Source organism: Promicromonospora sp. NPDC019610, assembly GCF_044389365.1.
Taxonomy (GTDB): domain Bacteria; phylum Actinomycetota; class Actinomycetes; order Actinomycetales; family Cellulomonadaceae; genus Promicromonospora.
Map to the genome: position 1 here is coordinate 1147236 of NZ_JBIRXX010000001.1, position 22980 is coordinate 1170215.

20 protein-coding genes are annotated in these 22980 nt (G+C 73.5%); 11 read left to right on the forward strand and 9 right to left on the reverse strand.

What is annotated here, in order from left to right; translation table 11 throughout:
• The first annotated feature begins 38 nt into the window (after window positions 1–38).
• Window positions 39–1925, forward strand: coding sequence for an ABC transporter ATP-binding protein (locus ACH45N_RS05070; RefSeq protein ID WP_397391730.1), 1887 nt, complete (start codon window positions 39–41; stop codon window positions 1923–1925).
• Window positions 1922–3667, forward strand: coding sequence for an ABC transporter ATP-binding protein (locus tag ACH45N_RS05075; protein ID WP_397391732.1), 1746 nt, complete (start codon window positions 1922–1924; stop codon window positions 3665–3667). Before ACH45N_RS05070 ends, ACH45N_RS05075 begins: the two co-directional genes overlap by 4 nt.
• A 71-nt stretch (window positions 3668–3738) precedes the next feature.
• Here ACH45N_RS05075 and ACH45N_RS05080 read toward each other — a convergent pair whose 3' ends face one another.
• Complete coding sequence (locus ACH45N_RS05080; protein WP_397391735.1) at window positions 3739–4524, reverse strand: IclR family transcriptional regulator; 786 nt, start codon at window positions 4522–4524, stop codon at window positions 3739–3741.
• A gap of 88 nt (window positions 4525–4612) precedes the next feature.
• On the opposite strand from ACH45N_RS05080, the gene ACH45N_RS05085 reads away from it, so the two are divergent.
• The 4 genes from ACH45N_RS05085 (at window position 4613) to guaA (ending at window position 9125) form a co-directional block, all read left to right on the forward strand.
• Complete coding sequence (locus ACH45N_RS05085; RefSeq protein WP_397391737.1) at window positions 4613–5668, forward strand: 2-dehydro-3-deoxygalactonokinase; 1056 nt, start codon at window positions 4613–4615, stop codon at window positions 5666–5668.
• Window positions 5665–6288 (forward strand): 2-dehydro-3-deoxy-6-phosphogalactonate aldolase, encoded by a 624-nt coding sequence (locus tag ACH45N_RS05090; protein WP_397391739.1) that lies wholly within the window; start codon window positions 5665–5667, stop codon window positions 6286–6288. Before ACH45N_RS05085 ends, ACH45N_RS05090 begins: the two co-directional genes overlap by 4 nt.
• A gap of 10 nt (window positions 6289–6298) precedes the next feature.
• Entirely contained in the window at window positions 6299–7447 is a 1149-nt protein-coding gene (gene dgoD / locus ACH45N_RS05095; RefSeq protein ID WP_397391742.1) for a galactonate dehydratase, read from the forward strand.
• A gap of 85 nt (window positions 7448–7532) precedes the next feature.
• Window positions 7533–9125, forward strand: a complete 1593-nt coding sequence (gene guaA / locus ACH45N_RS05100; RefSeq protein WP_397391745.1) for a glutamine-hydrolyzing GMP synthase — start codon at window positions 7533–7535, stop codon at window positions 9123–9125.
• A 46-nt stretch (window positions 9126–9171) separates the two neighbouring features.
• Here the strand turns inward: guaA and ACH45N_RS05105 are convergent, their stop codons facing one another.
• A complete protein-coding gene (locus ACH45N_RS05105) occupies window positions 9172–9798 on the reverse strand; it encodes a prepilin peptidase (protein WP_397391747.1) in 627 nt (208 codons plus the stop codon).
• A gap of 226 nt (window positions 9799–10024) precedes the next feature.
• A complete protein-coding gene (locus tag ACH45N_RS05110) occupies window positions 10025–11188 on the reverse strand; it encodes a glycosyltransferase family 4 protein (RefSeq protein WP_397391749.1) in 1164 nt (387 codons plus the stop codon).
• 72 nt (window positions 11189–11260) lie between these two features.
• Between ACH45N_RS05110 and ACH45N_RS05115 the strand changes: the two genes are divergently transcribed.
• Window positions 11261–11704, forward strand: coding sequence for an aromatic ring-opening dioxygenase LigA (locus tag ACH45N_RS05115; RefSeq protein WP_285101132.1), 444 nt, complete (start codon window positions 11261–11263; stop codon window positions 11702–11704).
• On the opposite strand, the gene ACH45N_RS05120 is transcribed toward ACH45N_RS05115, so the two are convergent.
• Together ACH45N_RS05120 and ACH45N_RS05125 are read right to left on the reverse strand one after the other, a co-directional pair.
• The gene (locus ACH45N_RS05120; protein WP_397391751.1) at window positions 11701–12360 is read right to left on the reverse strand and encodes a hypothetical protein; all 660 of its coding nucleotides are present in this window, start codon (window positions 12358–12360) and stop codon (window positions 11701–11703) included. The two genes, ACH45N_RS05115 and ACH45N_RS05120, sit on opposite strands and share 4 nt — an antisense overlap.
• An 11-nt stretch (window positions 12361–12371) precedes the next feature.
• The gene (locus ACH45N_RS05125) at window positions 12372–14015 is read right to left on the reverse strand and encodes a PspC domain-containing protein (protein WP_397391753.1); all 1644 of its coding nucleotides are present in this window, start codon (window positions 14013–14015) and stop codon (window positions 12372–12374) included.
• 100 nt (window positions 14016–14115) lie between these two features.
• Between ACH45N_RS05125 and ACH45N_RS05130 the strand changes: the two genes are divergently transcribed.
• Together ACH45N_RS05130 and ACH45N_RS05135 are read left to right on the forward strand one after the other, a co-directional pair.
• Window positions 14116–15654, forward strand: a complete 1539-nt coding sequence (locus tag ACH45N_RS05130; RefSeq protein WP_397391755.1) for a PspC domain-containing protein — start codon at window positions 14116–14118, stop codon at window positions 15652–15654.
• Window positions 15651–16346, forward strand: coding sequence for a response regulator transcription factor (locus ACH45N_RS05135; protein WP_285101140.1), 696 nt, complete (start codon window positions 15651–15653; stop codon window positions 16344–16346). The genes ACH45N_RS05130 and ACH45N_RS05135 overlap by 4 nt, the downstream gene beginning before the upstream one ends.
• Window positions 16347–16543: 197 nt before the next feature.
• Here the strand turns inward: ACH45N_RS05135 and cobA are convergent, their stop codons facing one another.
• Genes cobA through ACH45N_RS05150 form a run of 3 tightly spaced genes read right to left on the reverse strand, consistent with a single transcriptional unit; the run spans window position 16544 to window position 20518 of the window.
• A complete protein-coding gene (cobA, locus tag ACH45N_RS05140) occupies window positions 16544–17923 on the reverse strand; it encodes a uroporphyrinogen-III C-methyltransferase (protein ID WP_397391757.1) in 1380 nt (459 codons plus the stop codon).
• Window positions 17916–18776 (reverse strand): phosphoadenylyl-sulfate reductase, encoded by an 861-nt coding sequence (locus ACH45N_RS05145; RefSeq protein ID WP_397391759.1) that lies wholly within the window; start codon window positions 18774–18776, stop codon window positions 17916–17918. The genes cobA and ACH45N_RS05145 overlap by 8 nt, the downstream gene beginning before the upstream one ends.
• Window positions 18773–20518 (reverse strand): nitrite/sulfite reductase, encoded by a 1746-nt coding sequence (locus ACH45N_RS05150; RefSeq protein WP_397391761.1) that lies wholly within the window; start codon window positions 20516–20518, stop codon window positions 18773–18775. The genes ACH45N_RS05145 and ACH45N_RS05150 overlap by 4 nt, the downstream gene beginning before the upstream one ends.
• Before the next feature lie 641 nt (window positions 20519–21159).
• On the opposite strand from ACH45N_RS05150, the gene ACH45N_RS05155 reads away from it, so the two are divergent.
• Window positions 21160–21513: a hypothetical protein gene (locus ACH45N_RS05155; RefSeq protein WP_377228608.1), complete on the forward strand. Its 354-nt coding sequence runs from the start codon at window positions 21160–21162 to the stop codon at window positions 21511–21513.
• 31 nt (window positions 21514–21544) lie between these two features.
• On the opposite strand, the gene ACH45N_RS05160 is transcribed toward ACH45N_RS05155, so the two are convergent.
• Complete coding sequence (locus ACH45N_RS05160) at window positions 21545–22387, reverse strand: arylamine N-acetyltransferase (RefSeq protein WP_397391764.1); 843 nt, start codon at window positions 22385–22387, stop codon at window positions 21545–21547.
• Window positions 22388–22448: 61 nt separating this feature from the next.
• On the opposite strand from ACH45N_RS05160, the gene ACH45N_RS05165 reads away from it, so the two are divergent.
• Entirely contained in the window at window positions 22449–22934 is a 486-nt protein-coding gene (locus ACH45N_RS05165; RefSeq protein WP_397391766.1) for a DUF456 domain-containing protein, read from the forward strand.
• Window positions 22935–22980 lie beyond the last annotated feature (46 nt).

The following is a 22980-nucleotide window of genomic DNA, read 5'->3' on the forward strand; positions in this document are numbered from 1 at the left end:
GGGGTGCCGTCCGCACCCTGTGGATAAAGCGTGGATCAATGTCAGTGGTGCTCCGTACGGTGGTTGTCGTGCGCCCCCTCCCCTTTGCCGATCCCGGCACCCCGCCGCTGCGCGGTCCGCTCACCCTGCTCCTGTGGCTCGCCCGGAAGCAGCTCCGCGTGCTGCTCGTGGCGATGTTCTTCGGCGTGCTCTCGTTCACCTGCAGCGCCTTCCAGCCGTTCCTGCTGGGGCGCATCATCGACAGCGCCTCCGCGTCCGGGCTCGACCGCACCACGTGGACGTGGGCGGCCGTCATGATGGGCGTCGGCATCGTCTGGATCGCCTCGAACGCGATCGGCCACCGGTGGGACATCACCGCGTGGATGCACGCCGCGTTCCGTACGTCACAGCTCGTGACGCGCACCGTGGTCCGGTCGGGGCACAACATCACCAAGGAGCTGCCCACCGGCGAGGTGGTGTCCTCCGTCGCGAACGACACCATGCGCATCGGCGAGGTGTTCGGCATCGCGGCGCAGACCATCGGCAGCGTGGCCACCTACGGCATCGTGGTGGTGCTGATGCTGAACCAGTCGGTCACGCTGGGGCTCGTCATCGCGCTCGGCCTGCCGGTCGTGGCGGCGATCCTCGCCCTCCTGGTCAAGCCGCTCCAGAAGCACCAGAAGAACCAGCGCGACGCGCAGGGCCGGCTCACCACGCTCGGCGCCGACACCGTCTCCGGCCTGCGCATCCTGCGCGGCATCGGCGGCGAGAAGGTCTTCACCGGCCGCTACCAGGACCAGTCGCAGAAGGTCCGGCAGGCGGGCGTCGCGGTCGCCGGCACGCAGTCGATCCTCGACGCCCTGCAGGTGCTGCTGCCCGGGCTGTTCATCGCGCTGGTCGTCTACCTCGGCGCGGCGGAGGCCGTCGCGGGGCGGATCTCCACGGGTCAGCTCGTCGCGTTCTACGGGTACGCGTCCTTCCTGTCGTGGCCGGTGCACCTGCTGGTGCAGTCGGTCAACGTGGTGACCAAGGCCCACGTCGCGGCGGGCAAGGTCGTCAAGGTGCTGCAGGTGGTGCCCGCCACGGGTGCGGAGGCGTCGACCGCCGAGATGCCGCCGGCCGGCGTGCCGCTGGTCGACGAGACCACGGGCGTCACGCTGCGGCCCGGCCGGGTCGTCGCGCTGGTCAGCGCGGACCCGGACGAGTCGGCGCAGGTCGCGGTCCGGATGGGCCGGTTCGACGACGACGCGGAGACCGGCACCCCGGTCACGCTCGGCGGTGTGCGGCTGGCCGACCTCGACAAGGCGGAGCTGCGCGAGCGGATCGTGGTCGCGGACGCGACCCCGGCCCTGTTCTCCGGCCGCCTCGCGGGCGAGCTCGACGTGCGCGGCTCCGCGGACGCCGAGGCGCTGCTGCGGGCCATGCACATCGCCGACGCGCACGACGTGCTGGAGTCCCTGCCGGACGGCATCGAGGGCGAGATCCCCGAGAAGGGGCGCTCGCTGTCGGGCGGCCAGCGGCAGCGCGTGGCGCTCGCGCGGGCGCTGCTCACCGACCCGGAGGTCCTGGTGCTGATCGAGCCCACGTCCGCGGTCGACGCCCACACCGAGGCGCGGATCGCGCAGCGGCTCACGCAGTGGCGCCGGGGCCGGACCACCCTGATCGTGACGGCGAGCCCGCTCGTGCTCGACCACGTGGACGACGTGATCTTCCTGGACGACGGCGCCGTGGTCACGCACGGCACGCACCGCGAGCTGCTGGACCTGCCCACGAACGCGCCGGGCGGGCGCGAGGCGGCCCGCTACCGGCGGGTGGTCGGCCGCTCGCTGGACGACGACCTGGACGCCGAGCTCGACGAGCTGCTGGGCGGCACGAACGCGGGCTCCACCAACGCGGGCTCCACCAACGGAGGCACCACGAACGCAGGGGAAGGAGGCAAGGCATGAGCACGGGAAAGATCCTGCCGATCGCCGACGCCGCCGAGACCTGGCGGTACACGCGCACGCTGCTCGGCCGGCACCGCAGGCCGCTGATCATCATCACCGTGGCCAACACGGTGGCCGCGATCGCCGGGCTGGCCGGGCCGTTCGTGCTGGGCAAGCTGGTCGACGCCGTCACCGACGGCACCACCCTCGAGGTGGCGCGCAACCTGGTGCTCGCCGCCGTCGCGGCCGTGGTGCTGCAGTCGCTGATCACCCGGTTCGCGCAGCGCCGGGCCATGGTCTTCGGCGAGACGGTGTTCGCCGACATGCGCGAGGAGTTCGTCGAGACGGTCACGGCCCTGCCCCTGTCGACGGTCGAGACCGCCGGGACCGGTGACCTCATCGCGCGCACCACGCGCGACGTCAGCCGCATCCAGAACGCCGTGCGCTTCGGTGTGCCGCGGCTGGTCATCGCGGTGGTGACGCTCGTGCTGACGTCGGCGGTCAGCCTGGTGGTCTCGCCCCTGGTCGCGATCGCGATGTTCGTCGGCGTGCCGGTGCTCGTCGCGGTCGCCCGCTGGTACCTGAAGCGGGCCGCGCCGGCCTACCAGCGCGAGTCCGCGGCGTACGCCCTGCTCGACGGCACGGTCACCGAGTCCGTCGAGGGCGCCCGCACCATCGACGCGCTCAAGATCGGGCGTCGGCGCACCGACCGCGGCGACGAGGACCTGCACGAGGCGTTCCAGGCCGAGCGCGGCACGCTCAACCTGCGCACCGTGCTGTTCCCGGGCGTGGACTTCGCGTTCATGGTCGCGCCGCTCGCGGTGCTCGTGTGGGGCGTCTACCTGGCCTCCGAGAACGTGGTGACCATCGGCGTGGTGGCGACGATCGTCATGTACACCTACCAGCTCCAGGGTCCCGTGTGGGAGCTCATCTTCTGGCTGGACGAGATCCAGGTGGCCGCGACGTCCCTGTCCCGCATCATCGGCGTCCGGCTCGTGCCGGCGGACCGCACGGCGGGTGACGCCGAGCCCGACGACGAGGAGGTACGCGGCACCGGCGTCCGCTACGCGTACCGCGCGGGCACGGACGTGCTGCACGGCGTCGACCTCGACCTGAAGGTGGGGGAGCGGCTGGCGATCGTGGGGCCGTCCGGCTCCGGCAAGTCGACCCTCGGCCGCATGCTGGCCGGCATCCACCCGCCCACGGGCGGGCGGGTCGAGGTGGGCGGCGTGCCGCTGGTGGACCTGCCGCTGGAGGAGCTGCGCAAGCACGTGGCGCTGGTGACCCAGGAGCACCACGTGTTCGTGGGGTCGCTGGCGGACAACCTGCGGCTCGCCAAGATCGAGGCCGACGACGACGAGCTGATGTCGGCGCTGCGCGCCGTGGACGCACACGGCTGGGTGGAGGCGCTCGACGAGGGCCTGGCCACCGAGGTCGGCTCCGGCGGGTACAAGCTCACGCCGGCGCAGGCGCAGCAGATCGCGCTCGCGCGGCTCGTGCTGCTCGACCCGCACACGCTGGTGCTCGACGAGGCGACCTCCCTGCTCGACCCGCGCGCGGCCCGGCACCTGGAGCGCTCGCTCAACGCGGTGCTCGACGGGCGCACGGTCGTGGCGATCGCCCACCGCCTGCACACGGCGCACGACGCCGACCGGGTGGCGGTGCTCGACGGCGGCCGCATCACGGAGATCGGCCCGCACGACGAGCTGGTCGCCGCGGGCGGCGAGTACGCCAAGCTCTGGCACAGCTGGCAGCACGAGTAACCCCAACCCCCCTCCGTTGAGTGCTGGGTATCTGCGCCTTCCGAGCCCCGAGGAGCGCAAATACCCAGCACTCAACGGGGGCGCCAGCCGAGGGCGGCCGAGATGCGGGCGGCCGCCTCTCGGACGACCGGGGTCAGGGTCTCCAGGCGTTCCGGGGGCATGTAGGGCCGGGTCGCCGTGACGCTGATCGCGGCGACGATCGCGCCCGACGTGTCGCGCACCGGCGCCGCGACGCAGAGGATCCCCGGCTCGTTCTCCTCCAGGTCGAAGGTCACGCCCCGGCCCGCCGAAGCCTCCATGACCTGCACGAACGCCTCGGCGGTGAGCACGTCCCGCTCCAGCCCGTGCTCCGCGCCGGCGGGCCGCTCGGCGAGGAACTGCTCGCTCCAGCGCCCCGGGCTGTCCAGGAGCAGCGCCTTGCCGATCCCGGTCCGGGTCAGCGGCATGCGGTGCCCGATCTGCGAGCGCATCACCGCCCCGCGCGTGCCCGGGATCTTGTCGAGGTAGAGCACCTGCCCGCGGTCCTCGATGGCGAGGTGGACGGTGTCGTGGACGCGTTCGGCGAGCGCGCGCAGCACCGGCGCGCCCACCCCGGTCACCGGGTTCTCCTGCAGCGCCTGGTAGCCGAGCTCGATGAGGGCGGGGCCGAGCGCGTAGGCGCCGTCGTCGTGCTGGCGCAGGTAGCCGGTGGCCAGCAGGAGCTGGAGCAGGCGGTGGGTGGTGCTGCGCCCGACCCCGGTCTCCGCCGAGATGTCCCGCAGGCGCGTGCAGCCGCGGGCGACGGCGTTGACGACGGCGATGCCCCGCGCGAGGGTCTGCGTTCCGGGCGGGGCGGCGGTGTCGGAGGGAGTGGCCATCGCGCCACGTTATCCCGGGCAGACCGCAGAGTCCCGATAATAGGGATGAGGTTCGGACTATCGGGACCGCCGATCTACCGTCCAGGACATGGCTGACGACGCACCGCGGCGCGACGCCGCGCTGGTGGCCCTCGACTGGGGCACGACGACGTTCCGTGCCTGGCTCCTGGACGCCACGGGTGCCGTCGTGGACGGCGTCCGGACGGCGGACGGCGCGCTCTCGCTGTCGGATCGGGCCGACTCGGCCCGGGCGCGGGCCGCCGCGTTCGAGGCGACGTTCTCCCGGCTGTGCCGGCCCTGGCTCGACGAGCACCCGGGCATCCCCGTGCTGTGCTCCGGGATGGCGGGGTCGAACCTCGGCTGGGCCGACGCCGGGTACCTGGACGTGCCGGCGGAGCTCGGCGGGCTCGCCTACCGGCTGACGGTGGTGCCCGCCGGCGACTCCGTGGTGCACCTCGTCCCCGGGCTGCGGGTCACGGGGCCGCACCCGGACGTCATGCGGGGCGAGGAGGTGCAGCTCGTCGGCGCGCTGGCCGCGACGTCGGCCGACCACGACGCGGGCGCGGACCGCCGGCAGACGGTCGTGCTGCCCGGTACCCATTCCAAGTGGGTGCGGCTCGACGGCGGCTGCGTCGCGGGCTTCACCACCGCCATGACCGGCGAGCTCTACGGTCTCCTGCTGCGGGACAGCATCCTCGGCCGCCTCGCGGAGGGAGACGCCGGCGCGGCGGTGTCGGACGCCTTCACCTGGGGCCTGGAGGCGGAGGCCGAGCACGGCGACGAGCGCGGCCTGCCGGCGCTGCTGTTCACGGCGCGCACGCTGGTGCTGGCCGGCCGCCTCGCCGGCCAGGACGTGGCCGACTACCTGTCCGGACTGCTGATCGGCGCCGAGGTGCGGCACGCGCTGCGGGCCGAGCCGGCCGACGTCGTCGTCCTGTGCGGGGCGCCGTCCGCCACGCAGCGCTACCGCCTCGCCCTGGAGCGGAGCGGCGTGACCGTCCGGGCCGTCGGCGAGGGCGCCACCACCCGCGGCCTGTGGCGCGTCGCCCTCGACGCCGGCCTGGCCTCGCTCGACCCCACCTCCACCGATCCCACCTCCACCGATCCCGCCTCCACCGATCCCACCGAGGAGCAGCTCGCATGAATGCCCGGTCCACCGGCCCCGGCCTGATCGCCATCCTGCGCGGCGTGACGCCCGACGACGCCGTCGCGATCGCCGAGGCGGTCCTCGCGGCGGGCTTCGACGCCGTCGAGGTGCCGCTCAACTCCCCGGACCCGCTGGAGTCCGTCCGTCGCATCCGCGCGGCCGGCCCGGCCGACCGCAGGGTCGGGGCGGGCACCGTCCTCAGCCCGGACGACGTGCGCCGGGCGGCCGACGCCGGGGCGTCGCTGATCGTCTCGCCGAACACCCGGCCCGACGTGATCGCCGAGACCGTGCGACTCGGGCTGGAGAGCTACCCCGGCGCGGCGACGCCGACCGAGGCCTTCGCGGCGCTGGACGCGGGCGCCCGGGCGATCAAGCTCTTTCCCGGCTCGGCGGTCGGCATCGGCGGCATGCGCGCCTGGGCGAGCGTGCTGCCGAGCGGCACCGCCCTGGTCCCGGTGGGCGGCGTCGACGCCGGGAACCTCGCCGACTGGGCGCAGGCCGGCGCGTCCGGCGCCGGCATCGGGACGTCGCTCTACCGCCCGGGTGACCCGGCCGCGACAGTCGGCGCGCGGGCCGCCGAGCTGGTCCGGATCTGGCACGAGAACTGCAACGACTGAGAGGCCTGCCGTGAAGATCACGTCGATGACGACCTTCGTCCTGCCGCCCCGGTGGCTCTTCCTCAAGATCGAGACCGACGAGGGGATCGTCGGCTGGGGCGAGCCCGTCCTGGAGGGGCGCGCGGCCAGCGTCGCCGCGGCCGTCGAGGAGCTGTCCGACTACCTGATCGGTAAGGACCCCCGCCGGATCGAGGAGCACTGGACCGTGCTGTACCGCTCCGGGTTCTACCGCGGCGGCGGCATCCACATGAGTGCCCTGGCCGGCATCGACCAGGCGCTGTGGGACATCAAGGGCAAGGCGCTCGGCGTGCCCGTGCACGACCTGCTCGGCGGCCGGCTGCGCGACCGGATCAAGGTCTACTCGTGGATCGGCGGCGACCGGCCCGCCGAGACGGCGGCCCAGGCCAGGGAAGCCGTCGAGCGCGGCTTCTCCGCGATCAAGATGAACGGTCCGGAGGAGCTGCAGTACGTCGACTCCCGCGACAAGGTCGAGAAGGTGGTCGCCAACGTGGCGGCGGTGCGCGACGCCGTCGGGCCGAACATCGGGATCGGCGTCGACTTCCACGGGCGGGTGCACCGCCCGATGGCACGCGTGCTGCTCGACGCCCTCGCGCCGTACCACCTGATGTTCGTCGAGGAGCCCGTGCTCTCCGAGCACGTCGACGGCATCGCCGACGTGCTGCGGAACTCGACCACACCCATCGCGCTGGGGGAGCGGCTGTACTCCCGGTGGGACTTCAAGAACGTCATCACCACGGGCGTCGTCGACATCATCCAGCCCGACCTGTCGCACGCCGGCGGGATCACCGAGGTGCGCAAGATCGCCGCGATGGCCGAGGCCTACGACATCGCCGTCGCGCCGCACTGCCCGCTCGGCCCGATCGCGCTGGCCGCCTGCCTGCAGCTCGACGCCGTCGCGTACAACGCGGTGATCCAGGAGCAGAGCCTGGGCATCCACTACAACCAGGCGAACGACCTGCTGGACTACGTCGTCGACCCCGGCGTCTTCGCGTACGAGGACGGCTCCGTCGCCATCCCGCAGGGACCCGGCCTGGGCATCGAGGTGAACGAGGACTATGTCCGGGAGCGCGCCGTGGAGGGGCACCGCTGGCGCAACCCGGTCTGGCGGCACGACGACGGGTCGTTCGCCGAGTGGTGAGGACGTGGCGGCGCCCGCGCCCGACGTGCGGGACGTAACTCCGCCGTGGGGCGCCGGGCCGTCGTCGGGCACTTAGACTTGCCGGGTGTCGTCCACTGCCCCTGAGAACCAGCCGCAGACCCCCCGCCCGGTCATCGTCGTCGACTTCGGCGCGCAGTACGCCCAGCTGATCGCGCGCCGCGTGCGCGAGGCCAAGGTGTACTCGGAGATCGTGCCGCACACGTTCACGGTCGAGCAGATGCTCGCCAAGGACCCCGCGGCCATCATCCTGTCCGGCGGGCCCTCCTCCGTGTACGCGGCCGGCGCCCCGTTCGTGGACCCCAAGCTGTTCGAGGCCGGCGTGCCGGTCATGGGTATCTGCTACGGGTTCCAGGCCATGGCGGCGGCCCTCGGCGGCGAGGTCGCGCAGACCGGGCTGAGCGAGTTCGGCGGCACGGAGGTCGAGGTGTGCGCCTCGGGCGTGCTGCTCGCCGACACCCCCGAGCACCAGACCGCCTGGATGAGCCACGGCGACGCCGTGCACCGCGCGCCGGTCGGCTTCGAGGTGCTCGCGACGTCGGACGGCTCGCCCGTCGCCGCCTTCGAGGACACCCGCCGCCGCCTGTTCGGTGTGCAGTGGCACCCCGAGGTGCGGCACTCCGCGCACGGCCAGACCGTCCTGGAGCACTTCCTGTACGAGGGTGCCGGGCTCAAGCCCGACTGGACCCCCGGCAACGTCATCGCCGACCAGGTCGCCGCCATCAAGGCGCAGATCGGCAGCGCCCGCGTCATCTGCGCGCTGTCCGGCGGCGTCGACTCGGCCGTCGCCGCCGCGCTCGTGCAGCAGGCCGTGGGCGACCAGCTCACCTGCGTGCACGTGGACCACGGCCTCATGCGGGCCGGCGAGGTCGAGCAGATCGAGAACGACTTCGTCGCCTCGACCGGCGTCAACCTCGTCATCCGCGACGAGAAGGAGCGCTTCCTGAACGCGCTCGCCGGTGTCAGCGACCCGGAGACCAAGCGCAAGATCATCGGCCGCGAGTTCATCCGCGTGTTCGAGGACGCGCAGCGGGACATCGTCGCCGAAGCCGGCGCGCACGGCGAAGAGGTCAAGTTCCTGGTGCAGGGCACCCTGTACCCCGACGTCGTCGAGTCCGGCGGCGGCGAGGGCGCGGCCAACATCAAGAGCCACCACAACGTGGGCGGTCTGCCCGACGACCTGGACTTCGAGCTGGTCGAGCCCCTGCGCACCCTGTTCAAGGACGAGGTCCGCGCGGTGGGTCGCGAGCTCGGCGTGCCCGAGGAGATCGTCTCGCGCCAGCCGTTCCCCGGCCCGGGCCTGGGCATCCGCATCGTCGGCGAGATCACGGCCGAGCGCCTGGAGATCCTGCGCCGCGCCGACGCGATCGCCCGCGAGGAGCTGACCAAGGCCGGCCTCGACAACGAGATCTGGCAGTGCCCCGTGGTGCTGCTCGCCGATGTGCGTAGTGTCGGCGTCCAGGGCGACGGCCGCACGTACGGCCACCCGATCGTGCTGCGCCCGGTCTCGTCCGAGGACGCGATGACGGCGGACTGGACCCGCCTGCCGTACGACGTGCTGTCGGTCATCTCGACGCGCATCACCAACGAGGTGCGTGAGGTCAACCGCGTGGTGCTCGACGTGACGAGCAAGCCGCCGGGCACCATCGAGTGGGAGTGACGTCCTGCGGCCCCGCCCCTTTTCTCAGGGGCGGGGCCGCGGTCGTTCACCAGCCCGTGAGGCGCGCCCAGGTGAGGCCGATCGCGGCGCCGAGCAGCAGGTACGGGCCGAACGCGATGCCCGACTTCCAGCCCGCGCGCCGGCCGAGCAGCAGCACGATCGCGACCAGGCCGGCCACCAGGTGCGCGGCGAAGACGCCGACCAGCAGCGTGGCCCACGAGTGCCACGTCAGGAACGCGCCCAGGCTCAGCGAGAGCTTGACGTCGCCGTACCCGATCCCGCCGCGCGGCGACACGACGTACAGCAGCTGGTAGAGCGCGAAGAACGCGAGCCCGCCCAGCGCCGCGCGGCCGAGGTCGCCCCATGACCCGGTGCCGAGGGCGGCCACGGCGAGCAGCGCCGCCGTCGCCCAGGTCAGGGGGAACACCAGCGCGTCGGGCAGCCGGTGGGTGTGCGCGTCGATCACCCCGAGCGCCGCGCCCGCGACCGCGAGCACCAGGTACGCGGGCGTGAGCCAGCCCGGGCCGCTCGCCCAGACGGCCCACGCCGCGGCGAGCACGGCGACGACGCCGACGCTCCGCGCCCAGGGCGCCACCTCGGCCCGCGCCCGCCGGAAGTGCCGGACGGCGAAGGGTGCGACCGGGCTCGTCGGCGCCGGTTCGGAGGGGCTCACCCGGGGAGGCTATCGGCGGGGCCTGTGCGGCGCAGCACGACGGGGATCGGCGGCCGACCGGCTCGGGCCGGATCCTGTCGTGGCGGACGAGCACCTCCCCTTCGAGGCCCGGGTTTCTCCTCTTTGCAGGTGTCGAAAAGGGAGAAACCCGGGCCTCAAAGGGGAGCGAGACCGCCCCGGTTCGGCCGCCTCGGTTCGGGGTCACCAGGTTCGGCCGGTCCGGGTGTCATCGACGCGCCAGCGCCGCCGCCTCCGCGTAGGACCGGTCCGTCGTGGCCAGCACGTCCGGCCAGTCCACGCCCGCCGGCGGCGTCGCCGCGGCCACCAGCAGCCGGTCGAGCAGGTCCGGCTCGGCCGCGAGTCGCACGAGCGCGGCGGTCAGCGCGACGTCGTCGGGCACCAGGAGGCCGGTCGCGCCGTCGACCACGCGCTCGGCCAGGCCCGAGCGGGAGTGGGCGATCACGGTCAGCCCCGCGGCCTGCGCCTCCAGCGCGGCGATGCCGAACGCCTCGTCGGAGGAGGGCGCGGCGTAGACGTCGGCGCGCGCGTACAGGCGCTTGAGCTCGGTGGCGGTGAGGCGGCCGGGCAGGGAGACGATGTCGCGCAGGCCGTGCTCCGCGACGAACTTCCGGGCGGCGACGCGTTCCGGCCCGTCGCCGGCGAGCGTCACGAACAGTGAGCCCTCCGGGAGGCGGTCCACGGCCGCGGCGATCGCGGCGAGCAGCGGGAGCATGCGCTTGCGGGGCGCGAACCGCGCCGCAGAGACCACGTGCACGGCCGCGCCCTCGGGCCGGTTCGCGCGTTCGGTGCGGGGCACCCGCCAGGCGGCGAGGTCGAGACCGTTGGGCAGGATCGCGACGTCCGCCCCGGGGCGCAGCAGCCGGCGCAGGGGTTCCGCCGTCATCTCGCTGACCGCCGACCAGCGCACGGGCCAGCGGGACCAGCCCGCCGCGGCGTCGGCGGCGGCGAAGAGGCGCGACGCGTTGCCCCAGACGCTGTGCACGGTCAGCACCGCGGGCAGCCCCAGCCGGGTCACGGGCCGCAGCGCGGCCTGCGCGGTGGGCGCGAGCACCCCCATGTGCAGGTGCACGACATCGGGTCGCTCGCCCCGGTCGATCGCCGCCCGCAGCCGGGCGGTTACATGTGCGGTGGAGCGCGGGTGGATCGGCCAGCCGCCCGGGACGCGCGCCGCGATCCGGTGCACGACGACGCCGTCCTCGACGGCGGTGCTCACCCCGTGCGCGCCGCGCGTCGCCGGGGTGGTCGTGACGACCTCGACGGTGTGCCCCGCCGCGGCCTGCTGCGCGGCCAGCCGACTCACCTGGGACTCGATCCCGCCCAGCAGCGGAAGGTACGTGTCGGACACGTGGGTGATGCGCACGCCCGCCATCCTCGCACCCGGCGGGCTTCCTGCCTGGTGCTACGCCGCGCGCGGCGGGGGGTCCGTACTTAGCGTTGCAGGATGAGCGACTACACGAAAGTCCCCGTCAGAGGGGTCAAGGGTGCTGGTGTGTTCGTCATCGTCGCCGCGATCATCATGATCGTGGCGGGGATCGCCGTGTGGATTCTCGTCGCGACGCAGCTCTCGGCCGAGAAGATCACCGTCTCCGACGACTCCACGTTCATGGGAGGCGTCTTCGCAGGTCAGCAGGTGCAGGGACCGCTCACGGCCTACGCCCAGGCGGACATCATCAACCACCACGCGCTCGAGGCGTCGGGCGGGGCGACCTACGCCGAGCTGGAACAGGACGACCCCGTCCGCGACACCGTGATGGACGCGTCGTTCCTGCGTGCGTCGCTGTTCACCTCGGTGGTCGCGTTCGGGGTCTGCGCCCTGGTGGTCGGGCTCGGGATCGTCCTGGGCGTGATCGGGGGAGCACTGCAGAGACTGGCCCGGACCCCCTAGCGCCGTCGGACGCTGGAGATCACGGAACCGGCGACGAGGATCACGCCCGCGGCGCCGAGCAGCACGATCAGGGCCGCGCCCAGGTCGAACACCACACCGGCCGCCACCGCGAGGATCCCCAGCCCGACCGCGATCACGATCAGGCCCCACACCGCCGTCCCCACGCGCGGGCCCCGCTTGGGGGCGGCGGTCTGCGCGGGCTGGACCGCCTGGTCGGGCCGGGCGGGCGCGGGCTGCGGCGGTCCCTGCTGGGCCGGCCCGGGCTGCGCCGTCGCCGGGCCGCTGCCCGACGGCGGAGGGGTCGCCCCCGGCACCGAGGCCGCCCCGGGCGCCGGCCCGCGCAGGGGCGCGAGGGGGTCGGAGTCGTCCCGCACGGGGGCGTCGTGGACCTCCGCAGCGGCGGCCTCGGCCTCGACCCGTGCCGCGGCGATGCCGTAGGCAGGGTGCACCTCGCCCTCCGGCGCGGCGGCCTCGGGCTCGCGCCCGGAGTCGTCCAGCGTGATCTTCTGAGTCGGCGGGGTCGCCTGTGCCGGCAGCACCTCGGTGGTGTTCGGGTCGTTCGTGGTCTTCTGGTCCATGCTCTCGCTCGTGTCCTGGCCCTCGGGCCCGCCGGGGATCTCGCTCGGGTACTTCCGGTCGTTCGTCTGGTCGGTCATGGCTCGCTCCCTCAGTTGCTCTCGGAGACGATGACCTCGCCCGCGCCGGCCTCGATGTCGAGGCTGAGCACGGCGCCCTCGTCGCCGACTGCGTCGCTGGCGAAGTAGTTGTCGGAGCCGACGCCGCTCGTGGAGCGGCTCTGGTCGTCGACGTTCCACTGGACGACCCCGGCGGCGACGTAGGCGTTGGCCTCGACCGCCGTGTCCTTCGGCACGATCACGGACGTCTGGCCCGCGCCGAGCTGGATGGGCACGACGACCGGGTCGCCGGGTTCGACCCGGGACAGGTTGAGCTCCGACAGGTCGATGGTCGGGTCGCCCCACTGCACGTAGAAGCCGTTCTCGGCCTCCCGCAGCGTCTGGACGGCGATCGTGCCCTCGGTGATGGTGGCAGCGTCCGGGTTGTCGTTGTCGGTGATGATGCCCTCGATCTCTCGACCGCTCACCACGGCGTCGTCCACCCAGCGCGGGCCCGCGGTGCCGGCGATACCGACGTACCCGATGCCGAACAGCAGGGCGACGATCGCGAAGAAGCCGAGCCAGCCGCTGGTGCGCCCGCGCAGCCCCGAGACGAGGATCGCGATGCCCAGTGCCACGGTGCCGATCCCCAGCCAGGCGGCCAGGAGGGTGGCGCCGCCGTCGAGCAGGTAGCTGCCGCCGCCCAGACGCTCCGCCGCCAGGAGCAGCGCGCCCGCCAGCAGGATCACGCCGAGCGTGATGCCGACGGCGGCGCCGCCCGGACCGCGCGACGTCCGCACCCGGGGTGCGGTGTAGACCGGCTGCGGCGGGTGCGTCGCGGTCGGGGCGGGCCGGTACGGGGACTGCAGGGACTGGCCCTGGTGCCGGGGACCGGCGCCGGTCGCGTAGACCAGGCCCTCGGTACGGCGGTAGTCGACCTGCGGCGCGGGGGTGAACGGGGCGGTGGTGCCGGACGGCGCGCCCGGGGCCGGGGCGCCCGGCGCCGGGGTGCCGACGTGAGTCCCCGGCGTGGGCGCACCCGGCGTCGGCGTACCGGTCGGCGACCCCTGGGCGCCGGGGAAGGCGCCCTGGCTCCGGGCCACGTTGTTGTCCCGGGCCCGCTGCACGCCCTGCACGATGAGGTAGAGCGTCACGCCCAGGACCGCCAGCCAGAACAGGATGACGAGCCAGTGCCAGCCGCCGTCGTCCCACCAGCCCAGCGGACCGCCCCACGAGAAGCCGATGAGGAACACCGCCACGGCGCCGAGCATGGCGACGTCGAAGTTGCCGCGCACGGCCTCCTGCAGGTGGATGCGGCCGTCGCGCTCGGGGAGCAGCGCCCAGCCCACGCCGTACAGGACGAGCCCGAGGCCGCCGAGGAAGAAGCTGACGATCAGCAGGCCGCGGACCAGCAGCGGGTCCCAGCCGATGCGCTCGGCGAGGCCGCCGGCGACACCACCCACCCAGCGCTGGTCGGACCGCGGGAACAGGCCGCGGCGGATCGAGGCGAAGAAGCCCGTCTCCGGGTACGGCCGCTGCCCGGGGGCGGCGGGTGCAGGGCCGGCGTTCGGGTCGGCGGCTGCGTCGGGTGCGGGGGTGGGCGCGGGGTCCACAGGGTCCGGGCCGACAGACCTGGCGTCGGCCGGGCCACCCGGTTCTCTCGTGGCGTCCTCGGGACGCGTCTCGTCGGTGCTCATGACATCCATGCTTGTCGACCGGCGGCGGATCCGGCATCGGGACCTGCCCTGAACCGACCCTGGTTACCCCCGCGCGAGACCCTGAGATCCCGGCTCAGCCATGTTCAGGGGCCCGGTGACATGTGACGATCAGGGGGTGAACCAAAGACTCACCCTCCGCAGACCCGGCAAGGCCGGGCCGGGGTACAGCGGCCGCTGGCTGGCCGGCGTGGCCGCCGGCCTGGCCGCGCACACCGGCCTGCCGGTGTGGCTGGTCCGGATCGCGTTCATCGTGCTCAGCGGCTTCGCCGGGGCCGGGGTGGTCGCCTACGTCTTCTGGTGGGTGACGATCCCCGCCGGTGTCCCGACCGTGCCCGTCGCCGCGGTGCCCGCCGACCGCGCCCGGCTCGCGCCGCGCCTGACCACCGACGCGGACGCCGACGCCGGCGCGCAGGAACGCAACGCCGCCTCCCTCGCCGAGCGCATGCGCCTGTCCGGGCCGGTCTCCCGGCTCGCGGCGCGCGACATCTGGCTCGGCGTGGCCCTGCTGTCCGGCGCGGCGCTGCTCGTCGCGTACCGCGCGGGCTGGGACCCGGTCGCATCCTGGGTGCTGCCCGCCCTCATCGGCCTCGGCGGCGTGGCGCTGGCCTGGAGCCAGATCGACGCGACCGACCGCGACCGCTGGGTCGGCGGGTCCGGCACCGGCTCGCTCCTGCGCTCGCGGACGGCGCTGCTGCGGCTCGCCGGCGGCGTCGTGCTGACCATGCTCGGCGTGCTCATGCTCGTGGGCCAGGACACCCCCGTGACCGTGCTGATGCAGGCGACCGTCGCGTCCGTCGCCATGGTGGCGGGCCTCGTGCTCGTCTCCGTGCCCTGGTGGATCCGGCTTGTACGACAGCTCGGCGACGAACGCGCCGCCCGCGCCCGCGAGTCCGAGCGCGCAGACATCGCCGCCCACCTGCACGACTCGGTGCTCCAGACCCTCGCCCTGATCCGGGCCCAGGCGAACGACCCCGAGGCCGTCTCCCGCATGGCCCGCGCCCAGGAGCGGGAGCTGCGCGGCTGGCTCTACGACGACCGGCAGGAGCCGGGCACGTCCGTGGCCGCCGAGCTGAAGGACCTGGTGGCCGAGATCGAGGACGCCGTCGCGCCGCTCACCGTCGAGACCGTCGTCGTGGGCGACTGCCCGCCCACGGAGTGCACCGCCGCGCTGCTCCAGGCGGCACGCGAGGCGATGCTCAACGCGTTCAAGCACGGGAAGCCGCCGGTGTCGGTGTACCTGGAGGTTTCCGACCACGTGGCCGAGGTGTTCGTCCGCGACCGGGGCGACGGGTTCGACCTCGACGAGATCGCGGTCGACCGGTTCGGCGTCCGCGAGTCGATCCTCGGGCGGGTCCGACGGCGTGGCGGCACCGCCGAGGTCGTCAGCCGGGAAGGATGGGGCACCGAGGTGCGGCTGCGGATGCCGCTGGAGAAGCCCGCGAACGGCGAACGCCGTCCCGCGAACGGTGACCGGAAGCCGGCGAACGGCGACCGCAAGCCGGCCAACGGCGACCGCAAGCCCGCGGGCGGCGAGAAGAAGACCGAGAAGAACGGCAGGGCGCGGGGCGAGTCGGCCCCCGACGCCGTGCCCACCACAGCGGAAGGTGCGACGAGATGACAACCCAGGCGACGGCGTCGGGCGGCGGGCTGGTGCCGCTCCCGGTACCGGTGGTGCTCGTGGACGACCACCACCTGTTCCGCACGGGCGTGCGCGCCTCGCTGGACGACCGCGTGACCGTGGTCGGCGAGGCCTCCGACGTCGACACGGCCGTGGCCCAGGTGCACGAGCACCGTCCGCCCGTGGTGCTGCTCGACGTGCACCTGCCCGGCGGCAACGGCGGCGGTGGCGCCGAGGTGGTGCAGCGCTGCGCCGACCTGCTGACCGACGGCGTGCGGTTCCTCGCGCTGTCCGTGTCCGACGCTGCGGAGGACGTCGTCTCCGTGATCCGGGCGGGCGCCCGCGGTTACGTCACCAAGAACATCGCGCCGTCGGAGCTGTCGTCCGCGGTGGTGCAGGTCGCGGGCGGCGACGCGGTGTTCTCGCCGCGGCTGGCCGGGTTCGTGCTGGACGCGTTCGGAGCCTCCGCGAACGACATCGCCGTGGCCGACGACGAGCTCGACCGGCTCTCGAAGCGCGAGCAGGAGGTCATGCGGCTCATCGCGCGCGGGTACTCGTACCGCGAGGTGGCGAGCGAGCTGTTCATCTCGATCAAGACGGTCGAGACGCACGTCAGCGCGGTGCTGCGGAAGCTGCAGCTCTCGTCGCGGTACGAGCTGACCCGCTGGGCGGTGGCCCGCCGCCTCCTCTGAGGTTCCGCCGAGCCGTCCCGCCTGGCCCCGTGCGCGACGAGACCGGTCGGTCGCACCGACCGAAGTCATCAGCGCCCCGCCGCAGGGGACCGGTTGCGGCTGTTGCGTCCGGCAAGCCGTCGGTCGAGGCAGAGTCGTTCCGTTGAGTGCTGGGTATTTGCGGGTTGATGGCCTTCGCGCCAACAAATACCCAGCACTCAACGAGTCTGTTGGGCCCAGGCCGGGGACAGGCGGACTACGTCGCCCACCACGATGATGGCCGGGGGTTTGACGTTCACCGCCGCTGCGCGGGCCGCGATCGTCGCGAGGGTGCCGACCGTGACGCGTTGGCGCGGGCCGTAACCGTCCTCGACCACGGCGGCCGGGGTGTCGGCCGGGCGGTGTTCGGTGACGAGCGCCGCCGCCGTGTCGGCCAGGTGGGTCACGCCCATGAGCAGCACGAGGGTGTGGTCGGGGCCGCCCGGCACCTGCGCGGCGCCGTCGTGCCCGGTCAGGACGCTGAAGCCGCGCGCGACGCCGCGGTGGGTCACCGGGATGCCGACGGCCGCCGGCACGGAGACCGCCGACGTGACGCCCGGCACGACCTCGACCTCGACGTCCGCCGCGCGGCACGCCGCGAGCTCCTCACCGCCGCGGCCGAACACGTACGGGTCGCCGCCCTTGAGGCGGACGACGTCGCGGCCCGCTCGCGCGTGCTGCACCAGCAGCGCGTTGATCTCGTGCTGCGGCACCGGGTGGTTGCCGCTCGTCTTGCCGACGTCGATCACCTCGACCTCGGGGGCCAGCTCCTCCAGGAGGGCGCGGGGGCCGAGCCGGTCCACGACCACGACGTCGGCCTGGGCGAGGACGGCGCGGCCGCGGGCCGTGATGAGGCCGGTGTCGCCCGGGCCGCCGCCGACGAGCCAGACGCGGCCGGCGCGGGTCGAGCCCGCGGAGGTTGAAACTGTGCGGGTTGAGCCTGCGCGGGTCGAGCTTGTCGACACCAGGGTCTCCACAGGCTCGATCCGCGAGGTGGGCTCGACCTGCGATTCCCTGCGCGGGCGGTGCCGCCGCAGCGGCAGCGCGCCCGACTGGAGCTGGCCCGCGACCGCGTCCCGGATCGCCCGCGCACGCCGCGGGTCCCGGCCGGCGGTCACCGCGACCGTCACCTCGGCGCCGTCGGTCAGGGGGGTGCGGGCCACGGCCGGGACCCACGCGCTGCCCACGGACGCGTCGCCCGCGGTGACGCAGAAGATCCGGGCGCGCTCGGCGTCCTCGGCCACCCGCTGGTCCGCCGCGGCAGAACCCGTCGCGGTATGCGCGAGCCAGGCGCCGTCGAGGTCGCCCGGGCGGTACGCGCGCCGCACCCACTGCACGGTTCCCGGCGCCGGCTCGCCGTCCCCGGGTTCGAGCGTCTCGGACGCGACGGCGATCCCCTGCTCGCCGAGCACGGCGTGCGGCGCGACCACGCGCACCCGTGCTCCGGCGTCGACCAGCGAACGGACGCGGCGCGCGGCCACGGGCCCGCCGCCGACCACGATGACGAGCCGCCCGGCGACCTGGAGGCCCAGCGGATAGATCTGGCCGGCGTCAGACATGGAGACCACACTCGTCCTTGTCGCGCCCGGCCCAGCGACCCGAGCGTGCGTCCTGCCCCGGCAGCGGGCGCGCGGTGCAGGGCTCGCAGCCGACCGACGGGTAGCCGTCGGTCAGGAGCGGGTTCACGATCAGCCCGTGCTCGGCGGCGTAGGCGGCGACCTGGTCGTCCGTCCACGCCGCGATCGGGTTGATCTTCACCACGCCGTTGCGCTCGTCCCAGGAGACGAGGGGCGCGTTGGCCCGCGCCGCCGTCTCCTCGCGGCGCACGCCGGTGGCCCACGCCTCGTAGCCCTCCAGCGCCTTCTTCATCGGCGCGACCTTGCGCATGGCGCAGCAGGCCTCGGGGTCGGTGTCGTGCAGCCGGGGCCCGTAGGCGGCGTCCTGCTCGGCCACGGTGAGCTCGGGGCGCACGTCCACGACGTTCACGTCCAGCTCGATCTCGACGGCGCCCCGGGTGCCCAGGGTCTCCGCGAAGTGGTAGCCCGTGTCGCCGAACAGCACGTCGACGAACGGGAGCTGCTGCGCCACCAGGTGCGACAGCACGGTGTCCTGCATCGAGGAGGCCACGGCCAGCCACGGCCCGAACTCGCGCACGGCCCAGGCGATGACCGCCTCGGCGTCCGCCTCGGGGCTGCCGGTCGACGCGTGGAGCTGGGCCTGCCCGCGCTCGACGACGGCCCGCAGCTCCTCCGGCGTCCGGCGGCGGCGTGTGGCCCGGGCGGCGCGGCGGGCGTCACGGGTGCTCTCGCGGGCGGCGGCGCGGGCGCGGACCCGCGCGAGGCGCGGGTTCTCACCCGGGACGAGCCCGGAGAGCCCGATAGACGAGGTCGGCGCCTCGTTGAGGGCCGTCATCGGAGGGCCTCCTCGTCGGCGCGGTGCGCCCACTGCGCGAACGTCTCGTCGCCCTCGTGGTCGGCGTCGAACCGGCGCACGACCCGCTCGACGTAGTCACCGATGCCGTCCGCGGTCACCTTGAGCCCGCGCACGGTGCGGCCGAGGCCGGCGTCGTCCCGCTCCTCCGACGTCAGCCCGCCGCCCAGGTGCACCTGGAAGCCGGGCACCTGGTTGCCGTCGTCGTCCATCACGAGCTGGCCCTTGAGGCCGATGTCGGCGGTCTGGATGCGGGCGCACGAGTTGGGGCAGCCGTTGACGTGCAGGCTGAGCGGCTTGAGGTTCGTCAGGTCGCCGAGGCGCTCCTCGAGCTGCGTGATCGCCGCGGCCGACGTCGCCTTGGTCTCGACGATCGCGAGCTTGCAGTACTCGATGCCCGTGCAGGCGATGGTGTTGCGGCGGAACGGGCTTGGGCGGGCCTGGAGGCCGAGCTCGGCCAGACCGGCGATCAGGGGCTCGACGTGCTCCTGCGCGACGTCGAGCACCAGCAGCTTCTGGTGCGGCGTCAGGCGGACGCGGCTGCTGCCGTGCGCCTCGGCGAGGTCGGCGAGCCGGGCCAGGGTCTCGCCCGAGACCCGGCCGACCGTCGGCGCGGCGCCCACGTAGAACCGGCCGTCGTGCTGCTCGTGCACACCCACGTGGTCGCCGCGCTCGTCCAGCCCGAGCGAGGCGGGCGACGGCGGGGCGACACCGTCGGGCAGCTCGTAGCCCAGGTACTCCGATTCGAGAACTTCGCGGAATTTCTCCGTGCCCCAGTCGGCGAGCAGGAACTTCAGGCGCGCCTTGTTCCGCAGCCGGCGGTAGCCGTAGTCGCGGAAGATCCGGATCACGCCGTGCCAGACGTCGGGCGCCTGCTCCTCGGTGACGAACACGCCCAGCCGCTCGGCGAGGCGCGGCGCCGTGGACAGGCCGCCGCCCACCCACAGGTCGTACCCGATCCCGAGCTCCGGGTGGTCCACGGCGACGAACGAGATGTCGTTGATCTCGTGCACGACGTCGAGGCTCGGGTGGCCGGTGATCGCCGACTTGAACTTGCGGGGCAGGTTGGCCAGGGCGGGATCGCCGATGAAGCGCTCCTGGATCTGCTCGATGACGGGCGTCGGGTCGATCAGCTCGTCCTTGGCGACGCCCGCCACGGGGCTGCCGAGGATGACGCGCGGCACGTCGCCGCAGGCCTCCGTGGTGCTCAGCCCCACGGCCTCCAGCCGCCGCCAGATCTCCGGCACCGACTCGACCTCGATCCAGTGCAGCTGCAGGTTCTGCCGGTCGGTGATGTCCGCCGAGCCGCGGCCGAACTCCGTGCTGATGCCCGCGATCGTCCGGAGCTGCTCGGTGGTCAGGGCGCCGCCGTCGATCCGCACGCGCAGCATGAAGAACTTGTCCTCGAGCTCGCGCGGTTCGAGCTGGGCGGTGCGGCCGCCGTCGATCCCGGGCTTGCGCTGCGTGTACAGGCCCCACCAGCGGAACCGGCCGTGCAGGTCGTCACCGGGGATGGCGTCGAAGCCCTCCTTGGCGTAGATCCGCTCGATGCGGTCGCGGACCTCCAGCGGGTCGGACTCCTGCTTGAACTCCTCGTTGTGGTTCAGCGGAGCGGTGCCGTCGACCTTCCACTGGCCGTTCGGCCGGGCGGGGCGCTTCGACGTCGTGGGCGTGCGCCGGGCAGGGGTGCGGGTCTCGGGCGGGGTGGGGGCCGTGTTCACCATGTGCGGGGTCCTGTTCGGTGCGGGGCGCGCGGGCGTGGAGCGTGCTGGGGGGAGTGGTGCGCTTCGTGCGGGCACAGGAGGCCGGTTCCCGGGGATGACCAGGGACTCAGCGCTGCGGGCCGGCGGCGCGCGCTGACCTTGCAGGGGGCGAGGGGCGCGTCAGGGCTGACAGCTGCGACAGCGGTCGCAGGCACAGGTCGGCATGGCACACATGGGCATCTCGTGACGCGTTGTCACGAGGGAGATGCGCGCTGCCTTGGTCATGGCGAAGACCGTAACCGCGGGTTCGGACGGGTGGAAGACCATGTCCATATAGTGGATGTCTATCGAGTGCATCAATGTTGCCTATGCATTTCCCTACCGGAACGGTCGGGAAAGTGGGTCGCGTGCCGTTACCCCGCGTGGTCGCGCGCGGGGGCGAGGCGGGGCGTTCGGCGGCGAACTTCCTTTGAGGCCCGGGTTTCTTCGCTCTGAGGTCGGCCAAAGCGAAGAAACCCGGGCCTCGAAGGGGATGGCGGGCGGGGCGCCGGCGGAGTCGGCGCAGGCGCGCTTCGGGGCCGACCTCGTGAAAATTGTCACTAACGCCCCGGGCGTGCAGTTTTCAGGTGGTTCGGACCCCCGCCGCGGATAGGCTGCCGACCATGGAGTTCCTCTACAACGTCTTCGTGTTCCTGCACTTCGCGAGCTGGGCGCTCGTCTTCGGCGGCTCGATCGCGTCGCTGCGGACCAAGGCCCTCTACAAGGGCGTCTCGCACGGTGCCATGGGGGCCGTCGTCGCGGGCGTCATCATGGTCGGCATCGCCGAGATGGGTGGCCTCTGGGACGACGGCGGCCCGTCGATGGCGAAGATCGGCGTGAAGCTGATCATCGCGCTCGCCGTCGCCGTGCTGGCCGTCCTCGCGGTGCGCAAGGGTGAGAACGTGTCGCAGGGCCTCAAGGGCTCCGTGCTCGGGCTCACCCTGGTGAACATCGCGGTCGCGGTGTTCTGGAACTGACACCCGCCGCGCACCGGGCCGGCCGGCGTCGCTAGCGCGTCGCCAGCCAGTCGCGGTGCGCCGCCAGGCTGCGGTCGAACAGCGCGCGCAGGGCGTCGTCGTCGACGCCCTGCAGCGTGATGCCGAGCGTCCGCAGCCCGTCGCGCCAGTCGTCGTACGAGGTCAGCTCGACCTGTTCGGCGCGGGACCCGGTCCGCGAGAACTGGCAGCCGCGCAGGGTCTCCGCGGCGTCGGGCAGGCGGCGCTGCACCACCAGCTTGCGGGCGTACGCCCCGCCGTCCGGTGCGGTCAGTCGGCGGTGGGCGGCGTCCGCCTGCTCGGGCGCGAGCGCCTCGTCGAAGAGGTCGACGGCGCCGAAGCTGCCCTGGGCGTCGTGGTGGAACGTCCAGCCGTCGTCGCGCACGTCGAGCCGGTAGGTGAACGGGCCCTGCCGGTACTCGCCCGCGACCAGGGGCAGCGGCTCGTGCAGCCCGTCCCCGCAGCCGACGTCGGGCCACCAGACGCCGCCCGGGTTCTCCTCGGTCGGCAGGCCACGCACGGTCAGCGCCAGGTGCCCGACGTGCAGGTCCCGGCGCTCCGTCTCGTCGTCCCAGTTGTGGCCCCACGCCGGGACGACGTCGTAGCCGAGCGCCCGCAGCGCCGTCGTCAGGACGCCGTTGTGGTGGAAGCAGTAGCCCGCGTTACCGCCCGCCGCCACGCGCGCCAGGGTCGACGTCGCGTCGATGGGCGGCGGGTCGCCGAGCATGGTGTGCAGGTTCTCGTACGGGATGCGCTCCGCGTGCCGCCGGTGGATCTCGAACAGCGTCCCGACCGTCGCCGGGGGCCGTGCCTCCAGGCCCAGCCTGGCCAGGTAGCCGGCCGCCTCGTGCTTCATGGCGAGCAGGATATCGATCCTGGTCGGTGTCCGATTTGCACCAGCAGGCTAGGGTGCGCCCGTGGACGTATGGGCAGAGGTACTCGTCGGTGTGGCAATCCTGGTCGGGCTGATCGGCATCGTCGTGCAGGTGTTGCCCGGCGCCGTGCTCGTGCTGGGCGGCATCCTCGTGTGGGCCATCTTCACGGGCGGCGTCGAGGCGTGGGTCGTCTTCGGCGTCGCGGCGGTGGCCATCGCCGTCGCCGAGGTGTTCCAGTGGATCCTCGCCGGCAAGCACATGCGCAAGGCCGAGGTACCCGTGCTGACGCTCGCCGTGGGCGGCATCGCCGGCATCGTCGGCTTCTTCGTGGTGCCGGTGATCGGCCTCTTCCTGTTCTTCGTCGCCGCGATCTTCCTGCTCGAATGGGCGCGCCGCCGGGACGTGTCGGCCGCCTGGTCCGCCACCAAGGCCGCCGTACAGGCCACGTTGATCACGATCGGCGTGCAGCTCGTGGGCTCGCTGATCGCGACGGGTGCGTGGGTGGTCGGCCTCGTCATCACGGGCTGACGCGGCTCGGTCGGTCGGGTCGGTCGGCGGGTCGGGTCGGTCGGGT

What these genes read in the sequence shown, in the direction of transcription:
- ACH45N_RS05070 (WP_397391730.1), top strand. Translation starts at nt 39, where the DNA reads ATGTCAGTGGTGCTCCGTACGGTGGTTGTCGTGCGCCCCCTCCCCTTT.
- ACH45N_RS05075 (WP_397391732.1), top strand. Translation starts at nt 1,922, where the DNA reads ATGAGCACGGGAAAGATCCTGCCGATCGCCGACGCCGCCGAGACCTGG.
- ACH45N_RS05080 (WP_397391735.1), bottom strand. Translation starts at nt 4,524, where the DNA reads ATGGCCACTCCCTCCGACACCGCCGCCCCGCCCGGAACGCAGACCCTC.
- ACH45N_RS05085 (WP_397391737.1), top strand. Translation starts at nt 4,613, where the DNA reads ATGGCTGACGACGCACCGCGGCGCGACGCCGCGCTGGTGGCCCTCGAC.
- ACH45N_RS05090 (WP_397391739.1), top strand. Translation starts at nt 5,665, where the DNA reads ATGAATGCCCGGTCCACCGGCCCCGGCCTGATCGCCATCCTGCGCGGC.
- ACH45N_RS05110 (WP_397391749.1), bottom strand. Translation starts at nt 11,188, where the DNA reads ATGGCGGGCGTGCGCATCACCCACGTGTCCGACACGTACCTTCCGCTG.
- ACH45N_RS05115 (WP_285101132.1), top strand. Translation starts at nt 11,261, where the DNA reads ATGAGCGACTACACGAAAGTCCCCGTCAGAGGGGTCAAGGGTGCTGGT.
- ACH45N_RS05120 (WP_397391751.1), bottom strand. Translation starts at nt 12,360, where the DNA reads ATGACCGACCAGACGAACGACCGGAAGTACCCGAGCGAGATCCCCGGC.
- ACH45N_RS05125 (WP_397391753.1), bottom strand. Translation starts at nt 14,015, where the DNA reads ATGAGCACCGACGAGACGCGTCCCGAGGACGCCACGAGAGAACCGGGT.
- ACH45N_RS05130 (WP_397391755.1), top strand. Translation starts at nt 14,116, where the DNA reads ATGTTCAGGGGCCCGGTGACATGTGACGATCAGGGGGTGAACCAAAGA.
- ACH45N_RS05135 (WP_285101140.1), top strand. Translation starts at nt 15,651, where the DNA reads ATGACAACCCAGGCGACGGCGTCGGGCGGCGGGCTGGTGCCGCTCCCG.
- cobA (WP_397391757.1), bottom strand. Translation starts at nt 17,923, where the DNA reads ATGTCTGACGCCGGCCAGATCTATCCGCTGGGCCTCCAGGTCGCCGGG.
- ACH45N_RS05145 (WP_397391759.1), bottom strand. Translation starts at nt 18,776, where the DNA reads ATGACGGCCCTCAACGAGGCGCCGACCTCGTCTATCGGGCTCTCCGGG.
- ACH45N_RS05150 (WP_397391761.1), bottom strand. Translation starts at nt 20,518, where the DNA reads ATGGTGAACACGGCCCCCACCCCGCCCGAGACCCGCACCCCTGCCCGG.
- ACH45N_RS05155 (WP_377228608.1), top strand. Translation starts at nt 21,160, where the DNA reads ATGGAGTTCCTCTACAACGTCTTCGTGTTCCTGCACTTCGCGAGCTGG.
- ACH45N_RS05160 (WP_397391764.1), bottom strand. Translation starts at nt 22,387, where the DNA reads ATGAAGCACGAGGCGGCCGGCTACCTGGCCAGGCTGGGCCTGGAGGCA.